We start from the raw sequence: 21,884 nt of genomic DNA on the forward strand, positions 1-21,884 counted from the left end.
TTACTATTCTGTATTAACATCTATAAGCTGGTTGAACTGCAATAAAAGGCGTTCGGTTGCCGATAAATTTTGCAGTTCTTCTCGTACCCGGACCGGCGCGATGGGCTGCTATGTTAACTTGCTCGTGCTTTGCCTCCGGGATCTGCTCGATCATATAGCCGCTGAAAATAAAGCTGATGAAAGCAATAGCGCCAACTACCGGGAAAAGCAATTGTGGTCGAAAGACCTTTTTTAAAGTGGAGCCGAGTTTTTTGAATTTATATCGAGAGCGTGGGGCCGAAGTTATGTTGAACTGTTGAAAATTTTGAAAGTATAGCTTTGTGATAAGCGTTGACACATACGAAAATCCCAGAAAGGAGATAATAGCATCAAGTAAAAGAGAAGCCATCAGGTAGATTCCTGTAGCAAGGGCGATGATTCTCAAACTATTTGCGAAGTCACTTATCCAGTTGATCATCCCAAAGGATGTGGCAAAAAGAATGGCATCCGCAATAAATCGAATTATTACCCAGAAGCTGATGGCAGCAAGGATGGATTTTAGCTGTTTTCTGGATTTTTGAGTGCCAATTTGCCAGGCGTACCGCAATGATTCCCGAATGGTTTTTTGACTGTACAGATACGTTGGCAGCGCAAAGAGAAACCGGCCGGATAAATAAGCGATGCACCACAGCCAGATTAAAAACCAAACTACAGATGTAATGATGGCAATGTGCCATTCGATGGGGGTTGACGAAAGGTAGTAGTTGATGTCATAGGTATCCAGTAACAGCTCATATATTAACGCCAGTCCCCCCGCCAGCGGTAATAAAAGGAGCAGTCCTGTTGCCACGATAAACAAACAGAGCCGAAATAATAGATGAGTTTTGCTGAGGATGCGAAATATAATATCCCGAAAATCAACTGCTTGCTTATTGATGTCATCAGCTACAATCTGAAAGATGCCTGCGAACCGAAGAATCCATCCGGTGAGAGTGAGAGCAGCCCCCAGTAGCATATAGCTTGCACCAACGGGTGATAGCAACCAGGAAAAGAGCTGTTCATTTCCGATTACAAGTTGCCCACTGCGGAAAAATTCCAGGCTCAGTACTACAGACGAAATAGGGGCTAAAAGAATTGCTATGATTCCCCATACAAGTATGGTCCACGCGGCCATCGGCTTCCAGAGATGTATAACTCGTCGCCAGGTAGAGCGAATTAGATTGGGGCGTAAAATTTTCTCAATAAATTTATTCATCAGGTCAATGATAAACATTGACCGACAAAAACCCATTTTGAGTAAGGAGTTCCATGTAGGGCTTTGAGCAAAGCTTTGATTTTGTGTCATTCTGAACCTGTCGTCCGAAGCCTTGGCGTAGGAGGACTTGTTTCAGAATCTCTTCCATCAACTTATACAAGGGGCTTTAGAAGTATTTCCCTGTTTAATGTTGAAGACCCTGAAATGAATTCAGGGTGACACGGGATTTGCAAAAAGCTTAATAAAAAAGGCAGACCTTTGGTTAGGCCTGCCTTTTAACACAATGGGGATTGTGTTTGCCGTTGAAACTGGCTGTGGATTGAATAAATCCACAGCCATGTAGAGAAATTACTTATTCAGCTACTTCCAGGTATTCGCTTGCCGGGCTGGTCCCGTTTTCTTTGGTGAAAAAGAACTCAAACTTCTGATAATCACTTCCCGGGTTTGGCCAAATTAACGTTCCTCCCAATTGCTTGGCCAGTGTTTTTATAAGAATATTGTGCAGCGAATTGCTTTTTTTCGCTTCATCGGGACAGTTGATAATGCGATCTCCCTCAATAATGAGATGTACTTGTTTGCCATATTCGCGCAGCCGAATGTCAATGGATGACTGTTTTTCCTTATCAGTAAAATTGAATATCAGAGAGAGAATTTCATTTAGTAACAATCCGCCGGGAATAGATTGGTTGATGTTTAGGGAGAGTTCTTCCGTAGGGATGTTAATATGAATATTGTTCGTATCCCGTTGGTTTTGAACCATGTGTGTATTCAGCAATTCTTGCAGGAAATTAGTAAAGGGAATACTGGTTAAACTACCGTTTTGATACAGCACCTCGTGAATAGAGGCGATGGTCATGATACGATTCTTAATATTTTGCAGTTCGTCTATCAACTTGTCATCCTCAGCGTCAAAAAGCTGCAGTTCTACAAGGCTGGTGATAAGGGCCAGATTATTTTTTACCCGGTGATGCAGTTCCGAGAGAAGGGCCTCTTTCTCCTGTAAAGTCTCTTTAATTTTTTCGCGATAATTGCGCTGTGTAGAAACGTCAACGTAGATACCATAGATGGCAATAATTTCATCCTGCATTTCTACAGGCACGCTACCGATAAGTACGGGGATCTCAGAACCATCTTTATGTATGCGTTTAGTTTCGGTTTGCAGGCTCTCCCCTTTTTGGGTAGCATGAGAAATAGCATTTGCTTCGGAGTGTTTGTTGCCGGGAGCAAGCAAGGAGTTGATGTCTTTACCCGTGGCCTCTTCCTTGGAATAGCCAAAAATATCTTCGAAACTCTTGTTAACTTTTTGGATGTTGTTGTTATTATCAACAATGGTGATCCCCACCGGGGCATTACCAAAAAGTTGCTCGAGCATCAACTGGTGTTTTTTATTTTCGCGCTCAATATTTTTCTCTTGGGTCATATCTAGAGCGGCACCGACGATAAATTTTTCACCGTCTTCAATAAAGCGCTTGGCGCTCACATAGTAATCGCGGATTTCACCTTCTTTGTTATACACATTTGTCTCTACGACCAATTCCTTACCATTAAGGCATTCTTGTATTTTATGATGAACGTCAGCTTTATTCTCCTCAACGATAAACTCCATAACATTTTTATCAGAGAGTTCTTCGGCGGAGTAACCCAACTTTGTAATCATGTTGTTATTCCAGCGAACAAAATCTCCATCTTTATTAAGAACGAAAAAGGCGCCGGGAATGCTATCTAATATTGATTCGGTAAAGTGTTTATTCTTTATGAGGTTCTCCTCAACTTCTTTCCGTTTGCTGATATCCTTAAAAGTAATGATGCTCCGCAACTTGCCGTATTTGTTGCGATAAGATTTGGAGGATACCTCGGCAGGTATTTTTCGTCCGTCTTTGTGGATCAGCTCCATTTCAAGACGGTAGCTGCCCGTCTTTTTTTGTTGATCCAAAGCCGTTTGATAGTTGGAGTCATGAACGTTTAGTATTTCATCGCGATTGCGGCCGATAAGGCTCTCACAATCCCAACCAAGAATTTTGCAGGCTGCCGGATTTGCATCCAATATCTGTTCATTGGCATCGGTAATTAGAATGCCGTCGAGGTTCTGCTCAAATTGAATTTGATATCGATTCTGTGTTTCCTCCAAATGGTGTTTGGTCCGGATAGTTGAGCTCACATCTTCGTGAATCATAATAAATTGCGTGTGCTCATTATTGCAGGGACGAATAGTAACTTTGAACCAGAGGGAATCACTTTTGGACTGCAGAGGATAAGTAAGCGAAAAAGATTCTTTATCTTGATTTAAGACCTTCTTTAATCCCAATAAAAACTTGAGTGCATAATCGTCGCCCATCTCGACAGCTTTCTGTAGGACGTTAAAATAATTTACGCCAGCATCAGCACGTTTTATTAGAGTAGAATCGTCATTGAAAGTCTCCCATGCTTTATTGTACTCTACAATTGTGCCGTCGGCATCTATGATGGCCACATGTGCAAGCAGGCTATCGAGAAAAGTGGTATCTAAATTGATATCGGAAAAATTTGAATTCGTCATGGTCCTTTTGAGCTGATGATTATCTGATCATAAAATCATCAATTGCAGGGATCCGGAAAACAGCTGAAAAGCCTATATTTCTGATAACGCAAAAAGCTTATGGGACACTAGGTAGATTCTGCTATAATGCATTTCGTCCCGGATGCGACTTTTTGTACGGCTTTGATAAGCTTGCTGTCTGACATATCGTTTTGGATGTATCCCGTAGCCCCTGCAGTAATCAGTGGTTCAATAAGTGCGCTGTAATGATATGAGTGAACGACAAGTAATGGGGTTACATCAAAGTGGTCTCGAATTTGAGAAATTACTTTTGTAGAGGATCGCCTGAAATCCTCTAAATTGGCAATCAGAAGGTCGAAATCAGACTTTTCTTGGCTAATTTTAGTGAAGTCATTTAAGTCTGAATGCAGCTGTGTCGACCAGTCATCAATCGACCGGAGCATCGTTTGTATGGTAGTAGTAATAGAAGACGTTTTGCCAACGAGTAATATGTGCATGCCGTATTGTAAATAAGATGATATAACTCAACCTACTATTTTTGAGATAAGTTGGATATAGCTTTAAACACCTATTTTTGCAGTAGGTGAAAAAGCCTATAGGGGTTGGGGGGAAAGATTTAAAATACCGATAGATAGGCTGTGCGAAGATTAGCTGTAATAGAGGCTTTGTAGAACCTGAAAATCGAGTTTGTTGAAAGAAGCCTGTGGCGCTGTAATCTCTTTGAGTAGATTCAAAAAGACTTACCTCTCATACGTTAGCAAATTGTTTGATGGAGAATTGCCCGCTCCATTCCATTTTGCTCCCCGCTACACCGGGACGCGGCGCGATGACAGTCGTTGTTATTCAAAAAAGGCAGTCATTACGAGGGATTCCGACGGCTGTCGGAAGACCGTGGTAATCTCCTCGAAAAAGTTCGTGTAGTATATAAAGGTTGTCCCATAAGTATTAGCAAATTGTTTTAGGGAGATCGTCTGCCTATGCGCTCACCATGACATCAGCGTTGGTGTGCTTTTTCTTAAAAGCAGTGTCACCTGACTAGTCGAAGGTCTCCTGCATGAGGTTGACGATCATCCAAGTTGCTATCACGCATCCGCAAATTGTTTCAGGGACATGCACGCTCCATTACATTTGCTCGCTATGACAACTTGTTGTTTTAAAAGCTGTCACTGCGAGGCAGTCCGCGTTAGCGGAACAACCGCGGCAGTCTCCTTTTCATTGCTCGCGTAGAAGCTGAAGGATTAGACTCCGGCACATTAGAAAGTCGCTTTTTGGAGATCGCCGCGCTTCGCTCGCGATGACAGTCGTTGTTATTCAAAACAGCTGTCATTACGAGGAAGAGGCTTCGCGCATGGCAGGCTCGAGCTCGTGTGTACTACGTCTCCGCAATGAGAAGCTTCGCGAGAGGCGATTACTGCCTGAAAGCGTTATGTCTCTTGAAGATGTCACCTGACGATCGAAGAGCTCTTGAGCTAGCGTAGGCTGTACTATAGAAGGCGCTCAGATGTATCCGAAGCTTTTTTAACAAAGTTGCCAGATTCAATTAATATCTACCAGGTTATGTCTAAAGGCATAGGTGACGAGCCCGGCCGTATTTTTTGCGCCTGTTTTTTGCAGCAGATTACGCCGGTGGGCATCTACCGTGCGGGTGCTTATGTACAACTCCTCGGCAATCTCTTGATTGGTATACTGTTTGACAATCAGTTCGAGCACTTCTTTTTCGCGATCAGTAATATTTCCGGGATCAGTACTGTTGTTTTCTTTAGCAGTGCCCTTTACAAGATCCATCATAACACTTTGGGTGGCATCATCACTGAAATAGTGCTTACCGTCTAAAATAGTCGTGATGGCATCGACAAGCTCAACTTTATCAGAGCTCTTAAGGATATATCCGGAGGCACCGGCTTCAATCATTTGGCGGATGTGCTGATCTTCATCCATCATGGTAAGCGCCAATACCTTAATGTCGGGGGATGATTCTTTAATCTTTTCGGTGGCCTCAATGCCATTCATCTTGGGCATACTTATATCCATGATAACCAAGTCGATATCGTCTTCTTTACATGCCTTGATCGCCTCTTCACCGTTTTCTGCTTCTGATACGATCCTGAATCCTACTTCGTCTTCCAGTAGCATCCTAATCCCGTCGCGGACAATATCGTGATCGTCCGCCAATAAAATATTGATATTAGCCATGATCCGAATTATTGGATTTCAGGTGGTTAATGTGTGGAATGGTAATTATAGTTTGCATCCCTTCGCCGGGTTCCGACTCGATATCAAGGGATCCCTTGAGGCTGCTTACTCTTGTTTTAATGCTCCGCAATCCCAAGCCGGCCTCTTCATCTAGTTCATCCAGCTGCGTCCCAATCCCATTATCTTTAGCCATCAGTTTAAGTGAATCGTCCTTTAGTTGCAATTGAATATCTATTTTCGAGCATTCTGCATGACGAATGGCATTGGTAATGATTTCCTGAAAAATACGATAGATATTGATTTTAGCCTGATCGTTGAGCCTTAGCTCATCGCAATTGTGGTTAAACTGGAAATTGATGTTTGTGCTTTTGCTAAAATTGTTAATGAGATTTTTGAGGGCAGCGATAAGTCCATAATCCGAAATAGCTTGCGGCATTAGGTTGTGGGCAATACTTCGGGTTTCGGAAAGGGCATTTTTAAGAAGCGATATCCCCGTTTCAAACTGGTTTTGTCGTTTTTTGCTTAACTTATCAATATCAGATTTGGCGGATTGCAGGTTCATGCTGGCTGCTACCAGGTACTGTCCGAGCCCGTCGTGTAGTTCGTGCGCAATACGCTTTCGTTCCCGATCTTCGCCCTCAATAACAGACTGAATGATCTTTTCCTGCATGCGTTTTTGTTCGGTTATATCGTGGATGAGCGCCAATCGAAAAGTACTTTCTCTGTATTGGATATTTGTGGCCGTTATTTCCACATAGATTAGCGTCCCATCTTTTTTATGATGTCTCCATTCCCCGGAATAGGTTTCGTCGCTCCGATGTTTATCTACGATGTTTTTTAATTTCTCGATATCTTCAGCGGGACGAATTTCGGTGAGTGAAATATTGAGAAACTCTTGTTCTGAATATCCATAGTGATCAACTGCCGCCTGATTAACTTCCATAAATTCCAGCGTATCGGGATCGTAGATCCACATTGGTTCGGGATTGTTTTCGAAAATGTGGCGGTATTTTTCTTCCGATTCCTTGAGTTTTTGCTCGGCCTTTTTGCGTTCGGTGATATCATTAAGGGTTCCCACCATGCGGGTAGCTTCGCCTTTTTCGTCCCTCATAATAATGCCCCGATCAACAATATGAGCAATGGAATTATCTGCCCGGATAAAGCGGTATTGTTCCTCCCAGAATTTATCTTTGCTATCCAGAGCCTTTTGCAGGCTTTCAGTAGCTCTCTTTTTATCCTCCGGGTGAATGTGGTCGGTCCATGATGAGAGGTCATCGGCCAACTGCTTTAGTTTATAACCAAAATGCTTTTCGAATCCCTTACTCCACCAAATAGTATCATCTGTCAGATCTAAGTCCCAAATAACATCGCTGGTAGTTTTGGCAACGAGCTGGAACCGCTGTTTTTCTTTTGATAACTCTTGCTCAATATTTTTTCGCTCTGTGATATCAAGGATAATTGAATCCCAAACTATACTCCCATCCTGTTTTTTACTTGGAATTCCAATCCCATTTTGCCATTGTAACGATCCGTCCGGCATAATATAGCGCCACTCTTCATTCCACGTATTGAGTGTTTGAGCTGATTCCTGAATTGATTGCTGAACACGATCAATATCTGATGGATGAATTTTTTGCCATATTAATGAATTATTATTTTGAGCTTCCTCAGGAGTAACACCCCAAATTTTCTGGGCTCCTTTACTTACGAATTCCAATTTATCCGAGCCCTGTTGTTCAAAAATGTATCGGAATACGACGCCCGGTACATTATCCGTAATATTTTGAATGCGTTCTTTACTTTCACTTAGCGCTAGTTCGACTTGTTTCCGCTCGGTTATATCCTGTATGATTCCCCGGAGTTTTATGACATTTCCCGATTCATCTTTCACAGGAATTCCAATTGTCCGTATATATTTTTTGTTTCCCTGATCAGTTTGCAGGAGTAGGTCAATATCATATAACTGACCGTCATCAACGGCTTTTTGTACAGCCCGATTGTGTTTTTTGCTTTGTTCTTGGTAGTAATTGGTTTGCAGCTCTTCGAAGGTGGGAGGACCCAGCTCGGGATCGCGTTCAAAAATTTCGTACATCATGGTCGACCAGTAAATGTCCTCGGTTTCAGTATTCAATTCCCAGTCGCCTATTTCACCTATTTCCTGCGATCGCTGCAGCCGTTCTTGCCGTCTTTCAAGTTTTTGTTGGTATTCTTTTTGTTCGGTAATATCCCGTACAGCGCTTACCACTTTATCAATTTCTCCGTCCTCATCATAAACCAGCGTTACGGTATGATCGGAATGAAAAATGGTTCCGTCTTTTCGCTGCATCTGGAATTCAGTTTGAAATACACCTTTTTCTAATAAAGGCTGATCACTTAACCTGCCAAATTCCTCGAATGTCTCATCACTGACGTGGAGCATTCGAGTTGAACTGCCTTCAAGCTCTTCCTTGCTGTAACCGAACATTTCTTCGGTACTTTCATTACAGTCCACAATGGTACGGCTCTCGAAATCAAGAATAATCAGGCTTGACTGCATGCTCTCGAAAATCTTTTTCAGCATTTCCCGAGATTTACGCATCTTGGCTTGGGAGGCTTTGATATCCGTCATGTCTATTCCGATACCGACGGAGGTGTTATCGGTAAGGCGAACGTTCGTCCATGAGATGGGTATTTTTTGACCGGATTTTGTGTTGGTATCAATTTCCCTCCAGCCCACGCCCGGACTATTCATAAATTGAACAGCTTCTTCCCGGGTATCAAAATCTGGATAGCAAGCTTCGAGTAGGTCAATTTCCTGTTCTTCAATTTCTTCATTCGACCATCCAATTACTTTTTCGAACTCTTTGTTTACTTCAAAGGTCTCGAGGTCGGGATCGTAAATGGTAATCAGTACGGGAATACGTTCAAATAAAACGTCTTTGAGTTCCTTTTCAGATTGTATATCCGCCAGCAAGTTTTCGAGCCTCACTTCTTTTGTTTGAAGCTGCTGATCGTGCTTTTTGATCAGCCAGTATAAGCCGGCTCCTGTTAGAAAAACATAAAACCAGCCCTTGTAGGTTTGTAATATAGACAGGGCATGAGTATCGCTCACCAGTGATTCAACCAAGCGATCGGTGAAGGCAATCCAAAGTGCAGCTACAATAAGATAAATAACGGTTATCTTAAGGGGAGATAGCGATATGTCATTTGTTTTTTCAGGCAATTTCTCCAAGATGTATTATAGCTTTTGAGGCAATATCGATCCCAATCCAAATATTTAAAGGTATTGTAACGCTTTTCTTAAAAATTGAAAAATTCACCTGGTGATTCTAATACTTTGTAAAGGATATATTAAGCCATTATAGGTTTTAGAACTTATCCTTAATAATTTAACAAGATAATTTATGTCCTCGTTTGGATTACTATTAGAGGCCTCTGTAAAATCCATTCGATGGGTACTCTAAAGCGTTGTTGATTTATCCGATCGCAAATTCAGATCTCCTACGTGTAAAACTTCTTAGAACAAGCGACGGGATGGGATAGTAATTTAACCCCTTCTAATAAATAACAGTAGGGGAGGGTGACAATAAAAAAGGCGACCATTATTGGCCGCCTTTTCTTCGTAGGTAGTGCTAGGGGATTTTTAAAGTTAGTTTTTCTTTCGTGTTGATAGTCCAAACGGCATATAAAGGGGACAGGTGCTAACAAGGCTGGTAAGCAAAAAGATAATAGCCAATGCTCCTAAAATGATAGCAGTAGTGCCCGAAATAACATCAACGTAATACAGCACGCCTACTAATATAGCCAGCAGAGTTCTGATTAGCCGATCGATCGTTCCCATATTTTTCTTCATAATTATTACCTCGAATGGTTTATTGGGATTGTTTGGGAAATACATTATTTGTTGTCTCGAAAAACAGGAATCATTTCTTTAAACGGCAGTTCCTCATCACTATTCGTATTAGTTGGTCTCCGTTCAGCCATAAGTTCAAATACCATTCTATCGTTCCGGTAATATCGCTTTTGGTAATATACCGGTTTCTCTCCGATCGTGTAGGAGATGCGATTCATCAAAAGCAGGGGTGTTTGCGGATCTACTTTTAAGTGCTCAGCCAATGATTCGTCTGCCATCGATGCTTCAATGCGATAGCATCCTTTTTCAATGGGGATATCGAATTCATCTTCCAGAATTTTAAAGATCGTTGCTTCTTCAAGATTGTATCCTTCAATAAGCTGTCCGTAAAATATGGGCATCCAGGTGATGTCATAGGCAATAGGTTCCCCGTCACCCAGGCGAACACGTTCTAATTGAACGGCTATTTTTTTGTTTTCAATATCAAGATACGAAAGTAGATCCTTTTGATCGCTGATATCAACTTGTTCAAAGGATATCAGTTTTGAGCTGGCTTCCAAGCCCGAGCCTTCGAGCTCTTCGGTAAAATCATTGAGGATAGAAAAGGACCGGTGCGTACGCTGATCAGTTACAAACGAACCCAATCCCTGACAGCGATAAATGAGCTGCTCGTTTTCAAGGGTTTGCAGAGCTCGTCGAACCGTTACGCGACTTACATCAAATTTTTGGCTCAGCTCATTTTCCGAGGGCAATTTTTCATCAGATGTTAACGCCCCGCTTTCAATTTCCTGCTTTAACCAATCGCTGATCTGCTTGTGTAGTGGTATGCCTTCCTTTAAATCCATAGTTGCATCGTTATTAATCGTATTTGCTATAAGCTAAACAAAAATATGCTTAAATCAAATACCTGTTAATACAAGTATATTTATTTGTATTGTGGGATAATAGCTTCCTAATAGCCAATATAGCTTTAATAAGGCTTTTATAGAAGAAATATATCAATACTATTGAATATATGTATTTACTTGTATTGACAACTATAGTTTCTGTCCCTATATTCATGCATGACAAAAAACAATCAAACCAACGGTATTATGAAATACTTTTACTCTGCAACAACCGATCAATCATTTGACGAAGCTATTGAAACGGTTACAGCCCTGCTTAAAGATGAAGGCTTTGGGGTGCTTACCGAAATTGATGTTACCGATACGCTGAAGAAAAAGCTAGACGTAGATTTTAAGAAGTACCGAATTTTAGGTGCGTGTAATCCCAATTTTGCCCACCAAGCGCTGACGCAGGAAGATAAAATAGGAGTGATGTTGCCCTGCAATGTAATAGTGGAAGAGCACGAGGATGGACAGGTGGAGATTTCTGCCGTAAATCCGGTGGCCTCGATGCAGGCAGTTGAGAATGAGGAGTTGCCTCCCATTGCCGATGAAGTTCGATCACGATTGCAAAAAGTGATTGACCAGCTGTAAGCAAACACTCCGGTAGCAATGCTCCCTGAAATGCTTTGGGATAAAAATCATTAAATAAGATCGAATACAATGCGAATTATTGACAAGACAACAAATAAGATATTAGTGCTGATGGCCGGAGTCATAGTGTTCTCTTTCCAGCCGATACTGGCACAGTCTAATAATGATACTACAGACGTTCGGGAGATGAGTCTTCAAGAGGCGCTTGCAATTACTGAAGAGGCCAGCTTCGAAATTCGAATGGCTGAGGCGGATATGGAGAAGGTACGATCGCAATACCGGCAGACGAACGCTGCGTTTTTACCGCAGTTATCTATAGAGGAAACGGGCATTTCAACAAATGATCCGCTTAATGTTTATGGATTTAAGTTAAAGCAGGAGGCGGTAACACAGGCCGATTTTAATCCAACACGGTTAAATGATCCGGATGCTTATGACAATTTTACTACGACCTTTAAGGCACAGCAGCCGCTCTTTAATGCCGATGCCATTTTTCAGCGCCGGGCGGTAAAAAATCAGTTGGAAGCGGCAAAGAAACAGATGGAGGGCACCATTCAACACGTGCGCTATCAGGTGAAGGATACCTATTACCAGCTTCAATTGATGGAGAAGCAGGATGAGGTGATTACCAAGTCACTCGAAGTTGCACGCGAAAACGAACGTCAGGCCAAAAATTATTACGAGCAGGATATGATCAACAAGGCTGATTACCTGGCGGCAAAAGTTCGTGTGTTGGAGCTCAAAAGCCGGCAGTCAAAAGTTCGTGATCAACGAAAGACGGTGCAGGATAATTTTCGCTATCTGCTGAATATAGAAGATGAAATCGCCATTGAGGCAACGGACAGCCTTCAGATGCGCCCCGGCATTTCGGATAAAATGATTGATGCTGAAAATGCAACCAATGCCAAAATTGAGGCGATGAAATATCGAATGTCGGCGGCAAAGGAGATGCAGCGGTCCTCGAAGTTCAACTTTATTCCCAGTTTAAATCTGTTTGGCAGCTACGAGTTTAATGATGAGGTGCCCTTCGGTACACAGGGCGACAGTTATATGATTGGGGCAACGCTCAAGTGGGATCTGTTTAAAGGATTTAAGAATGTGGGCAAGGTTATGGAATCGAAAGCCCAGTTGAAAAAGGCGGAGTTGGCTTACGAAAGCAGCCTTTTCAAAAATAAGATGGAGATTCAACAGGCCCAGCGTTCGCTGGATCAGGCCCAAGAGCAGCTTCAGTTTGCTGAGGCATCAGTAGAGCAGGCCGAGGAGGATTTTCGTATTCGCAATAATCGCTATGAGCAGGGCATGGAAAAAACGACTGATCTGCTGCAGGCCGAAACTAAGGTGCTGCAAAGTAAATTACAGCGATTAAATGCGCTCTATCAATACAATTTGAGTGTAGCAACACTGGAGTTGCTGCTTGAGCGCGAAATGCCTTACTAAATTTTTCGGAAGATTTTAACAACTAAACAAATAGATCAATGAAATATAGCATCATGAACATATCAGGAAGACTAATATCTGCACTTGCAGTGCTAATGCTGGTGGGGATCTCGTGTAGCTCATCTGACAGTGAAAAGCCGGCAGATGATCAGCCCATAACGGTCGATACACAAACAGCAGAATATGTACAGGGAACGGCATCACACAGCTTTTCCGGCACGGTGATTAGTGATCGCACGGTCAACATGAGTACCAAAGTAATGGGACGAATCACTCAGCTTGATCTTGAAGAAGGAGACTACGTGAGTAAGGGCGACGTGTTGATTCAGATTAAGGATGACAACCTGCAGGCGCAGAAAAATCAGGTCGAGTCAAGTTTGGTGGAAGCAAAGGCAGCGCTGAAAAATGTAGAGACCAATTATAACCGCATCAAAAATTTGCACGAGCAGGAAAGCGCTACGCAAAAAGAGCTGGATGATATATCCACGCAGTACGAGATAGCCAAAGCCAAAGTAAAGACGTTGGAGAGCAAGCTTCAGGAAGTGGAAGATATGCTCGATTATACGACGTTGACGGCTCCTTTTAAAGGATACGTAGTGTCAAAAATGGCTACCGAAGGAGATATGGCCACACCGGGGCAGCCTATTATTGCGCTTGAGCAGGAAAGCATCATGAAAGTGAATATCACGGTTCCCGAGAGCAATATTTCACTGTTTAATTATGATGATACCGTTTCAGTAGATATCAAAGCAGCCGGCTACAACGATGGTATTGGAGTTGTGAAGAATATTAATCAGTCCGGTAATCGGGGTAGCCGACAGTTTGCTGTTGAAGTGATGCTGCCCGACTTGGAAAAGAACGCTGGCGTAAAATCAGGGATGTTCGCCGAGGTTGGATTGGTGACGGAGAGCGATCGCTCGATTGTTGTGCCCAGGTCTGCCATTATTGAGCGCGGACAGTTAACCGGTTTATACACGCTGAATGATGACTCCGAAATTGTGCTTCGCTGGGTTCGCCTTGGTAATGAAAGTGCCGATGGGGTAGAGATCTTATCGGGCTTGTCAGAAGGCGAATCATATGTGGCTTCGGTGGATCAGCCGCTCCGCGAAGGCCGAAAAGTAAGTACGCAGTAAATAGAAATTATTTTAGGTATACCATTATGAAGACTGGAATTGCAGGAAAAATTGCGCAAGGGTTTATCGACTCAAAGTTGACGCCTTTGCTGATGATTGTGTTTCTGGCGCTGGGGTTTTACGGAACGTATTTGACTCCGCGTGAAGAAGAGCCGCAAATTGATGTTCCGATGGCCGATATTTTTGTCGGTTATCCAGGGGCTACGCCCGAGGAGGTGGAAAAGAATATTGCGATCCCACTGGAGAAAGTGCTCTCAAATATTGAAGGAGTTGAATATGTGTATTCTACTTCCATGCCCGATCAGGCCATGGTTTCGGCTCGTTTCTATGTTGGTGAAGATGTAGAGCGCAGCTTGGTTCGGCTCTATAATGAGATCATGAAAAATATGGATCGGTTTCCGGAGGGGGCGACCCAACCGATGGTGAAAACTCGCTCCATCGATGACGTCCCGATCATGACGTTGACGTTATGGAGTGATAAATACAGTGATTTTGATTTGCGCCGCATAGCCGATGAGATGGCCCTGGATATCAAACAGATTGAGGATGTGGCACAGACTGATATCCACGGCGGGCGAACCCGACAGGTTTCGGTGAATTTGGATAAAAACAAGATGGCCTCCTACGGGATTGACCCGATGCAGGTAGTCGGACAAATTCAGGCGGCCAATCAAGAGCTTTCATCCGGCTCATTTAGCAGTAACGACACCGAGTACTTGGTTGATACCGGTGACTTTTTTAAATCTGCCGAAGAGGTTCGGAATGTTGTGGTAGATGTGCAGAATGGAGATCCGATCTACTTGCACAGTATAGCTGAGATTCGCGATGGACCGGAAGAGCCCTCCGAATATGTATCGTATGGCGTTGGCCATCAAAAAGCGCAGGAGACCAGCTTAAATGCAGGAGAATCTTTCCCCGCGGTAACTATCTCGGTAGCGAAGCGTTCCGGTGCCGATGCGATGGCGATTGCCGAACAAATACAGCGAAAAGTAGATAATCTTGATGGCAGTCTTATTCCGGCTGATGTAAATGTAACAACTACCCGTAATTATGGTGAGACGGCTTCGGCCAAGGTATTTTCACTTCTTGAGCACTTACTGGTTGCAATTTTAGCCGTGACTTTTGTTGTAGCTTTGGCCTTGGGTTGGCGCGGTGGACTGGTGGTATTTCTGTCTGTGCCGGTAACTTTTGCGCTCACGCTCTTTCTGTACTACATGTTCGGCTATACCCTAAACCGGATTACGCTCTTTGCACTGGTGTTTGTGACGGGTATTGTGGTGGACGACTCGATTATTATTGCCGAGAACATGCACAGGCACTTTAAGATGAAGAAGCTCCCGCTCAAGCAGGCGGCTATCGCCTCGATCAGTGAGGTTGGGAATCCGACTATTCTGGCGACGTTTACCGTTATTTCGGCGGTATTGCCGATGGCTTTTGTATCGGGATTGATGGGACCTTACATGAGTCCCATGCCGATTGGTGCTTCGCTGGCTATGATTTTCTCCCTGATTGTTGCCCTGATTATAACCCCGTGGCTGGCATATATTCTGCTTCCTCATGGTAATACCGAGAAGGATGAAAACGGGGAAGAGAAGAAATACGACCTTAAGGAAACGCTCATCTATAAGTGGTATGCCCGCACCATGGAGCCGCTGCTCGAAAGTACGTTTAAGCGATGGACATTCATTATCGGGGTTACGGTATTACTTTTGGCCTCAACGCTGTTGTTTGTGTTCCGAATGGTTGAGGTGAAAATGCTTCCCTTCGATAATAAGAACGAGGTGCAGCTTATTATTGATATGCCGGAGGGCACTACGCTGGAGCGTACCAACGCAGTTGCTCGTGAAGTAGGGTTAAGCTTGAAGGATGTGCCTGAAATTAAGGATTACCAGATTTATGCCGGTGATAATGCGCCTATTAACTTTAACGGTCTCGTACGTCATTACGACTTACGAAAAGGTCCCAATGTGGCAGATATCCAGCTAAACCTGATAGATAAAGGAGAGCGCAGTGATCAAAGTCATGCGATTGCCAAACGTCTTCGTCCCATGGTTCAAAAAGTGGGCGAAAAGTATAATGCCAATGTTAAAGTGGTTGAGGTGCCGCCCGGGCCCCCGGTACAGTCTACGATTGTTGCCGAGATTTATGGTCCTGATACCGACGAGCGAAAACGTGTAGGCAAACGGGTAAAAGACATATTTGAGAAGACTGCCGGTATCGTTGATGTGGATTGGATGGTTGAAGCACCACAGAAGAAGTACAAGCTGGATGTAAATACCGAAAAGGCGATGATGTCGGGTATCTCATCCAAACAGGTGGTTCAAACCGTAACAATGGCGCTGCGTGGGAAGGATGTCTCACGTCTTTACAGCGAAAAAGAACTGAATGATGTACCCATCACGGTGAAGCTGCCCAAAGCCGGTCGTTCTGACATTGAAAAGCTCAAGCAGTTGCACATGAAGTCGGCATCAGGGGCGATGATTCCCGTTGCTGATCTGGTGACGGTCAGCGAGGATACCCTTGAGACCAGCATCCATCGAAAAAATCAGCGGCGCGTAACGTATGTGCTGGCTGAGGTAGCCGGTGAAATTGAAAGTCCGGTGTATGCCTTGCTCGACACCGGCGGAGAGATCGACAATATTGAAATGCCAAAGGGCTATAATCTGTCGCAGATTTTTGCCGGCCAGCCGTTTATGACGGACGATTATACTCTGAAATGGGATGGTGAATGGCAGATTACCTACGAGGTATTTCGTGACCTGGGTATCGCATTTGCTGTTGTACTGGTGATCATCTACATGCTGATCATCGGATGGTTCCAGGACTTCAAAGTGCCCATTATTATGATGATTGCCATCCCGCTTTCGTTGATTGGTATTCTGGTGGGGCACTGGGTGTTGGGCGCCTTCTTTACGGCCACATCGATGATCGGTATGATTGCCCTGGCCGGTATTATGGTGCGGAACTCTGTCTTGCTGATAGACTTTATCAACATACGTCTTGATGACGGTGAGTCGCTCAAGCAGGCCGTGATTGAGGCTGGAGCCGTACGAAGCATGCCCATTCTGTTGACGGCCGGTACGGTGGTAATAGGTGCGGTAGTAATCCTATTCGATCCGATATTCCAGGGGTTGGCGATTTCACTGATGGGCGGTGCGGTAGCATCCACAGCATTAACCCTGATTATGATACCACTGATCTACTTTATGGTAGAGAACAAAATGAAGGAGCTCAAAGGAGAGCAAACGTAAGGTTAAGCAGGTTTCACGGCCGGGTATTGGTATTGTGAACCCGGTCGTGATTATCAATAATAAAAAACATCACATTATGAAGTTATTAATCATACTTAGTATCGAAGAATATACCGATGACGTACGCAAAATTTTAGCGCGACAGAAGGTTCCGATTTACAGCGAAACGGAGGTGCATGGCTTTCAGAACCGATAAATATCAGCCGGAGATTTCTAACTGGTTTGCCGGGGATGATCATGGTATTTATTCCTCGCTGTTTTTTTCCATTCAGGATGAGAAGTGTGTAAAACGGGTTATCGAAGAAGTAAAAATCTATAACAAAGAAACAGGCGCTGAGAAACAGAATCCGCTGCACGCCTATTCGCTGAGCGTCGAAGAATCAGCATAACAAAAAATTCAATTTCAATAAGTAACAAAGGAATACTATGAGTAATCAAAATCCAAGTTGTTCAACAATGCGGCCGATGGAGCGTGCCATACGTATGCTGGCCGGTACAATTGTAACGGTAAGTGTAGCATTGGGATATTTTGTAAGTCCCTATTGGTTCCTATTAACCTTGTTTGTAGGACTAAATTTATTTCAGTCTTCTCTTACAAACTGGTGTCTGGCCGAACAGATTTTTTCGAAGCTGGGTATTGGTGTGGAGGAAAACTCCCAAAGCGGTGCAAAGGTTAAGGGCTGAACAGGTTATGGGTTTTGCAGCCGTTTTTGAACCAAAAGAGGAAGAATTTCCCATGTACAAGCAGAGTATATAGCTATTCAGCTATGACTCTGTTTTTTGATAGATCCCCTAACGTCGGGTGGTCGGTTGATAGCCGGCCATCCGAATTATTTTTATATATTCAGTCATTATGATTTTAGCTTGGATTGGGGCGTTATTTGTTGGTTTATCATTAGGGCTGCTGGGATCCGGTGGATCGATACTGACGGTACCGGTGCTCATTTACCTGGCAGGCGAACATGAAAAGGTAGCCATTGCCGAGTCGCTGGGCATTGTAGGAGCAATAAGCTTTGCGGGATTTATTCCCTATGCCCTCAAGAATAAAGTGCACTGGCAAAGTGTGATTTTATTTGGATTGCCGGGGATGGCCGGAACGTATCTTGGAGCTATTGCAGCGGGCTATGTTTCGGCCACCTTTCAGTTGCTACTTTTTGCAGCTGTGATGTTAGTGGCTGCCGTGATGATGTTCCTTGATAAAAAAGAAAAATTAATGATTGACGGTCAACCTGAGATTACCCATGCCTGGTGGAAAATTGTTATTGAGGGTTTGCTTGTAGGTGTATTAACGGGCTTGGTAGGTGTTGGAGGTGGATTTTTGATTGTGCCGGCACTGGTGCTGCTGGCCGGACTTCCCATGGGATTGGCTGTGGGGACGAGCCTGCTTATTATTGCACTCAAAAGTTTTAGCGGCTTTTACAAATACCTGGATGTACTAAGTGAGCTCCAGCTATCCGTAAACTGGGAGTTGGTTATTATTTTTAGTTTAATAGGGGCGGCCGGCAGTTTGATAGGTAACAAGGTAAGTCGTAAAATATCGAATGAAAGGCTCAAAAAAGCATTTGCCGTGTTCCTAATTTTGATGGGCAGCTATATCATTTACATGAATATATAATCGAAACTATTGGCTTGATAAGATCTAATTAATCAAAGAAAATATTAATCAATGGATGCAACAACAGTTATTATTTTAGTGGGTGTGGCATTTGCGCTCTTCTATCTGAATAAATTAAAAAATTCAAAAAATATGATACCTCCACAAAAATTTAAAGAGCTACTTGAAGAAGAATCGGGCGTTATTATCGATGTCCGTACAAACGGTGAATATAATAGTGGACATTTAAAAAATACGGACTTCAATTTTGATGTATCTTCCGGTTTTGAAGAAAAGATTAAAGACCTCGATAAAGACAAGAATTATTTTCTGTATTGTCGAACCGGATCTCGCAGTGGACGTGCTACTCAGATCATGAAACGAAATGGCTTCGAAAATGTGTATAATGTAGGTGGGTTACAGAACTTAGTTAATGCAGGTTTTGAGAAAGAATAATTAATAAAAAGGCTATTGCAAAACCCCAAAAATAAACTCGTCATTGCGAGCTTGGGAAGCAATCTCCCAATCAAAGCTGGTAAAAGAAGATCGCCGCATTATATTCGCGATGACAGTAAGGTTTTGCAAAAGCCATAATTTGATAACAAATATTATGATAAAACGATTATTTACTGTTGGATTGATAGCGATGATGACCCTTTTTGTAGTACAAGCCTGTGCACAAAGTGAAAAAGAAAAATCTTCAGCTGAAGATACACGAATTACCGCTTCTGAATTCCAGGATCAAATTGATAAGCAGCCTGGCGTTGTCATTGATGTTCGTACGCAAGACGAATACGATCAGGGACACGTAGCTTCTGTGGACTATCACCTCGATTTGCTCAACGGTGATTTTGAGTCCTCCTTAGATTCCCTCGACAAAGACAAAACCTATTACCTGTACTGCCGGACAGGCAATCGCAGCGGGCAGGCCGCAGATTTGATGAGGCAGAAAGGATTCGAAAATATCTATAACATCGGCGGCTTCCAGGATTTGGTGGATGCCGGTGTCGAGAGCAAGCAGTAAAAGAACTTATAAACACGTGACTATTATGAACGTAGTCACGTGATATATTTATTTACCCAGCTAATCAAAGTTACTATTCGGGACGCTGAGCCAATAATCGAATGACATTGGCCGTGCCTTCATGGTGCATACCCTCTTTAAGTTCTAGCTTCGTTGATTCAGCCTGCAGAATTTTCAATCCCTCAAGGTCTTTTTGCAGTTCATCCAAATCATAGAGCATGTCTAAATCTTGTGGTCCGCCGGAATCATTGCCCAGTTGCTTTTTTGAAAAAGCCTCCAGAATCAAATGTCCGCCGGGTTTTAATCCCCCAATAAGTTTTTGGTGAATAACACGTCGTTTTCCTTTATGGAGATGAGCGTAAATAAGCCCAATGGCATCATAGGTGTCTTCTTTGATATCGAAATCACTATACGTACTTAAATAGTAATTGATTGTCACATGGTTACGCTTGGCCAGTTCCTGAGCCTTGTTTCGCCCCTTTTCGCTGATGTCAAAGGCATCTACTTTCCAACCTTCACGTGCCGCATAAATGGCATTACGTCCCTCTCCCTCGGCAGGTAGCAATAGCCGGCCGGGCTCTAGTTGGTCAAGTTGTTCTTTGAAATAGGTGTTGGGTTCCGTTCCATAGATGTAGTTGCCACTGGAAAAACGATCATCCCAAAATTGTTTGGCCTCTTGTGCAGTACGCATAATCAAGTAATATTTTTATGGTCTGTTTTTAACTAAATGTTGGCGCTGTTTAGATCACTCTTTTTATTAAGTTTGTACTACCGATAGTTAAGAAAATAAGATGAATAACTCATGAAATTAGAACTCAAGATTCCACCGGCCATTGTTACCCTTATTATTGCTATAGCCATGTGGTGGATAGATCAAACCCTTGAATACACCTGGGCTACTTTTGATACCGTATTGATGATCGAATTTCTCTTCTTGGGAATTGGAGGTTTCTTGGGCTTGGCGGGATTGATCCAGTTTTATCAAAGTTCTACCAGTATAGATCCCCATAAACCGGGTAAGACAAGCCGGCTGGTGGCAGATGGAATTTATAGTATTTCTCGTAATCCCATGTATCTGGGACTCTTATTTATTTTGGCGGGATACGGGTTTTATCTTTCGAATATATTAACCTTTCTCTTGCTCCCACTTTTTGTTGGATATATGAATCGCTACCAGATTATTCCCGAAGAGAAAGTGATGGAAGAGAAGTTTGGGGATGATTATTTGCGATATAAATCGGAGGTGCGCAGGTGGTTATAATCAATTAGAGGCACAATAAGTAGAGTCCACTTTGGAAGTGGACTCTACTTACACATTAATAATAACGTGTTTGGCGGTTAGATTAGATAGCAAGAACCAAGAAATATCTGCCGTGTCATCCCGGACTCCGATCCGGGATCTCGTAAGGACTATATCGTTGATCTGGCAAGAGTCTTAATCAACGTTTCTTATCCCTGCCAGATCCTGAAACAAGTTCAGAATGACACATAGGCTAATTTTAACCGCTAAACCCGTTGATAATACCTATTCCTGAGCTAGCTCCCGAATCCATTGCGCAAAATTTGGTGAACTGTAGTCGGCAATCCCTTCCTTTTTGTAGATGATCTGACCTTTTTTCGATATGATATACGTCGTGGGCAGATACTGGCTCCGCAACTCGGCTGGAAGTCCCGAAGCCGGAAAATAATAGGGCATGGGAAACTCTTTTCTTTCCATAAAATCTGTCGCTTTTTGTCGCTCTTGATCCATAGACAATAAAATAAAGCGGATGTTTTCTTCTACACTCACGTTATCGTAAAGGGTTTCGATTGTTGGCATCTCAGCTACGCAGGGTGGACACCATGACGCCCAAACATTGACAAAAACTACATCCCCGCGAAAATCGCTTAGAGATATGGTTTTGCCGTCAGCCGTTTCCATGGCAAACCGATAATCTGAATCGGAGAGCATTGGTCCGTCGGTTGTGGCAATTTCTGAAGTATCGGCATCAAAAAAGCCCGTCCATAGCATTCCGCGCTGCAGGGTGCCGAGCACCTCAGTATGCAGGCCTGTCATATAAAGAATGGCCCCAATGGCAAAAATGACGCCCCACTCGATGAGGCTTCGTTTCCAACCTGATTGTTTATCGTTTTTGTTTTCGGCCATAATAGTAATAGATGCCGAAGGTA

Annotated in this window: 19 protein-coding genes; 10 read left to right on the plus strand and 9 right to left on the minus strand. The window is 43.2% G+C overall.

Annotated features, from left to right (window positions below; genetic code table 11):
* Positions 1-13: 13 nt before the first annotated feature.
* The 7 genes from U5J89_RS03270 to U5J89_RS03300 form a co-directional block, all read right to left on the minus strand.
* A complete protein-coding gene (locus U5J89_RS03270) occupies positions 14-1,252 on the minus strand; it encodes a glycerophosphoryl diester phosphodiesterase membrane domain-containing protein (RefSeq protein WP_322574175.1) in 1,239 nt (412 codons plus the stop codon).
* Positions 1,253-1,586: 334 nt separating this feature from the next.
* Positions 1,587-3,770: a PAS domain S-box protein gene (locus U5J89_RS03275; protein ID WP_322574176.1), complete on the minus strand. Its 2,184-nt coding sequence runs from the start codon at positions 3,768-3,770 to the stop codon at positions 1,587-1,589.
* Positions 3,771-3,877: 107 nt separating this feature from the next.
* Complete coding sequence (locus tag U5J89_RS03280; RefSeq protein WP_322574177.1) at positions 3,878-4,267, minus strand: hypothetical protein; 390 nt, start codon at positions 4,265-4,267, stop codon at positions 3,878-3,880.
* A gap of 1,039 nt (positions 4,268-5,306) precedes the next feature.
* Complete coding sequence (locus tag U5J89_RS03285; RefSeq protein WP_322574178.1) at positions 5,307-5,963, minus strand: response regulator transcription factor; 657 nt, start codon at positions 5,961-5,963, stop codon at positions 5,307-5,309.
* Positions 5,956-9,165, minus strand: a complete 3,210-nt coding sequence (locus tag U5J89_RS03290) for a PAS domain S-box protein (RefSeq protein WP_322574179.1) — start codon at positions 9,163-9,165, stop codon at positions 5,956-5,958. Before U5J89_RS03290 ends, U5J89_RS03285 begins: the two co-directional genes overlap by 8 nt.
* 426 nt (positions 9,166-9,591) lie before the next feature.
* Positions 9,592-9,795 (minus strand): DUF2892 domain-containing protein, encoded by a 204-nt coding sequence (locus U5J89_RS03295; RefSeq protein WP_322574180.1) that lies wholly within the window; start codon positions 9,793-9,795, stop codon positions 9,592-9,594.
* A 44-nt stretch (positions 9,796-9,839) separates the two neighbouring features.
* Positions 9,840-10,640 (minus strand): GntR family transcriptional regulator, encoded by an 801-nt coding sequence (locus U5J89_RS03300; protein ID WP_322574181.1) that lies wholly within the window; start codon positions 10,638-10,640, stop codon positions 9,840-9,842.
* A gap of 249 nt (positions 10,641-10,889) precedes the next feature.
* On the opposite strand from U5J89_RS03300, the gene U5J89_RS03305 reads away from it, so the two are divergent.
* The 9 genes from U5J89_RS03305 to U5J89_RS03345 all read left to right on the plus strand — a co-directional run bounded on the left by U5J89_RS03305 (position 10,890) and on the right by U5J89_RS03345 (position 19,715).
* Positions 10,890-11,276 (plus strand): DUF302 domain-containing protein, encoded by a 387-nt coding sequence (locus tag U5J89_RS03305; RefSeq protein ID WP_322574182.1) that lies wholly within the window; start codon positions 10,890-10,892, stop codon positions 11,274-11,276.
* Positions 11,277-11,345: 69 nt separating this feature from the next.
* On the plus strand, positions 11,346-12,713 hold the full coding sequence (locus U5J89_RS03310; RefSeq protein WP_322574183.1) for a TolC family protein: 1,368 nt from the start codon (positions 11,346-11,348) through the stop codon (positions 12,711-12,713).
* A 38-nt stretch (positions 12,714-12,751) separates the two neighbouring features.
* Positions 12,752-13,846: an efflux RND transporter periplasmic adaptor subunit gene (locus tag U5J89_RS03315; RefSeq protein WP_322574184.1), complete on the plus strand. Its 1,095-nt coding sequence runs from the start codon at positions 12,752-12,754 to the stop codon at positions 13,844-13,846.
* Positions 13,847-13,872: 26 nt separating this feature from the next.
* Positions 13,873-17,097, plus strand: coding sequence for an efflux RND transporter permease subunit (locus U5J89_RS03320; protein ID WP_322574185.1), 3,225 nt, complete (start codon positions 13,873-13,875; stop codon positions 17,095-17,097).
* Positions 17,098-17,273: 176 nt separating this feature from the next.
* Positions 17,274-17,486: a hypothetical protein gene (locus U5J89_RS03325; RefSeq protein WP_322574186.1), complete on the plus strand. Its 213-nt coding sequence runs from the start codon at positions 17,274-17,276 to the stop codon at positions 17,484-17,486.
* A gap of 37 nt (positions 17,487-17,523) precedes the next feature.
* Positions 17,524-17,781 carry a DUF2892 domain-containing protein gene (locus tag U5J89_RS03330; protein ID WP_322574187.1) on the plus strand — a complete coding sequence of 86 codons (258 nt, stop codon included), beginning with the start codon at positions 17,524-17,526 and terminating at the stop codon, positions 17,779-17,781.
* 169 nt (positions 17,782-17,950) lie between these two features.
* A complete protein-coding gene (locus U5J89_RS03335) occupies positions 17,951-18,712 on the plus strand; it encodes a sulfite exporter TauE/SafE family protein (protein ID WP_322574188.1) in 762 nt (253 codons plus the stop codon).
* A 51-nt stretch (positions 18,713-18,763) separates the two neighbouring features.
* Positions 18,764-19,147 (plus strand): rhodanese-like domain-containing protein, encoded by a 384-nt coding sequence (locus U5J89_RS03340; protein WP_322574189.1) that lies wholly within the window; start codon positions 18,764-18,766, stop codon positions 19,145-19,147.
* Between the two features lie 154 nt (positions 19,148-19,301).
* A complete protein-coding gene (locus tag U5J89_RS03345) occupies positions 19,302-19,715 on the plus strand; it encodes a rhodanese-like domain-containing protein (RefSeq protein WP_322574190.1) in 414 nt (137 codons plus the stop codon).
* A 73-nt stretch (positions 19,716-19,788) separates the two neighbouring features.
* Here U5J89_RS03345 and U5J89_RS03350 read toward each other — a convergent pair whose 3' ends face one another.
* On the minus strand, positions 19,789-20,406 hold the full coding sequence (locus U5J89_RS03350) for a class I SAM-dependent methyltransferase (RefSeq protein WP_322574191.1): 618 nt from the start codon (positions 20,404-20,406) through the stop codon (positions 19,789-19,791).
* A 111-nt stretch (positions 20,407-20,517) separates the two neighbouring features.
* On the opposite strand from U5J89_RS03350, the gene U5J89_RS03355 reads away from it, so the two are divergent.
* Complete coding sequence (locus U5J89_RS03355; RefSeq protein ID WP_322574192.1) at positions 20,518-20,976, plus strand: isoprenylcysteine carboxylmethyltransferase family protein; 459 nt, start codon at positions 20,518-20,520, stop codon at positions 20,974-20,976.
* A gap of 264 nt (positions 20,977-21,240) precedes the next feature.
* On the opposite strand, the gene U5J89_RS03360 is transcribed toward U5J89_RS03355, so the two are convergent.
* Positions 21,241-21,861, minus strand: a complete 621-nt coding sequence (locus U5J89_RS03360; protein ID WP_322574193.1) for a TlpA disulfide reductase family protein — start codon at positions 21,859-21,861, stop codon at positions 21,241-21,243.
* Positions 21,862-21,884: the final 23 nt, after the last annotated feature.

Origin of the sequence: Fodinibius sp., from assembly GCF_034521915.1 — a bacterium.
Taxonomy (GTDB): domain Bacteria; phylum Bacteroidota; class Rhodothermia; order Balneolales; family Balneolaceae; genus Fodinibius.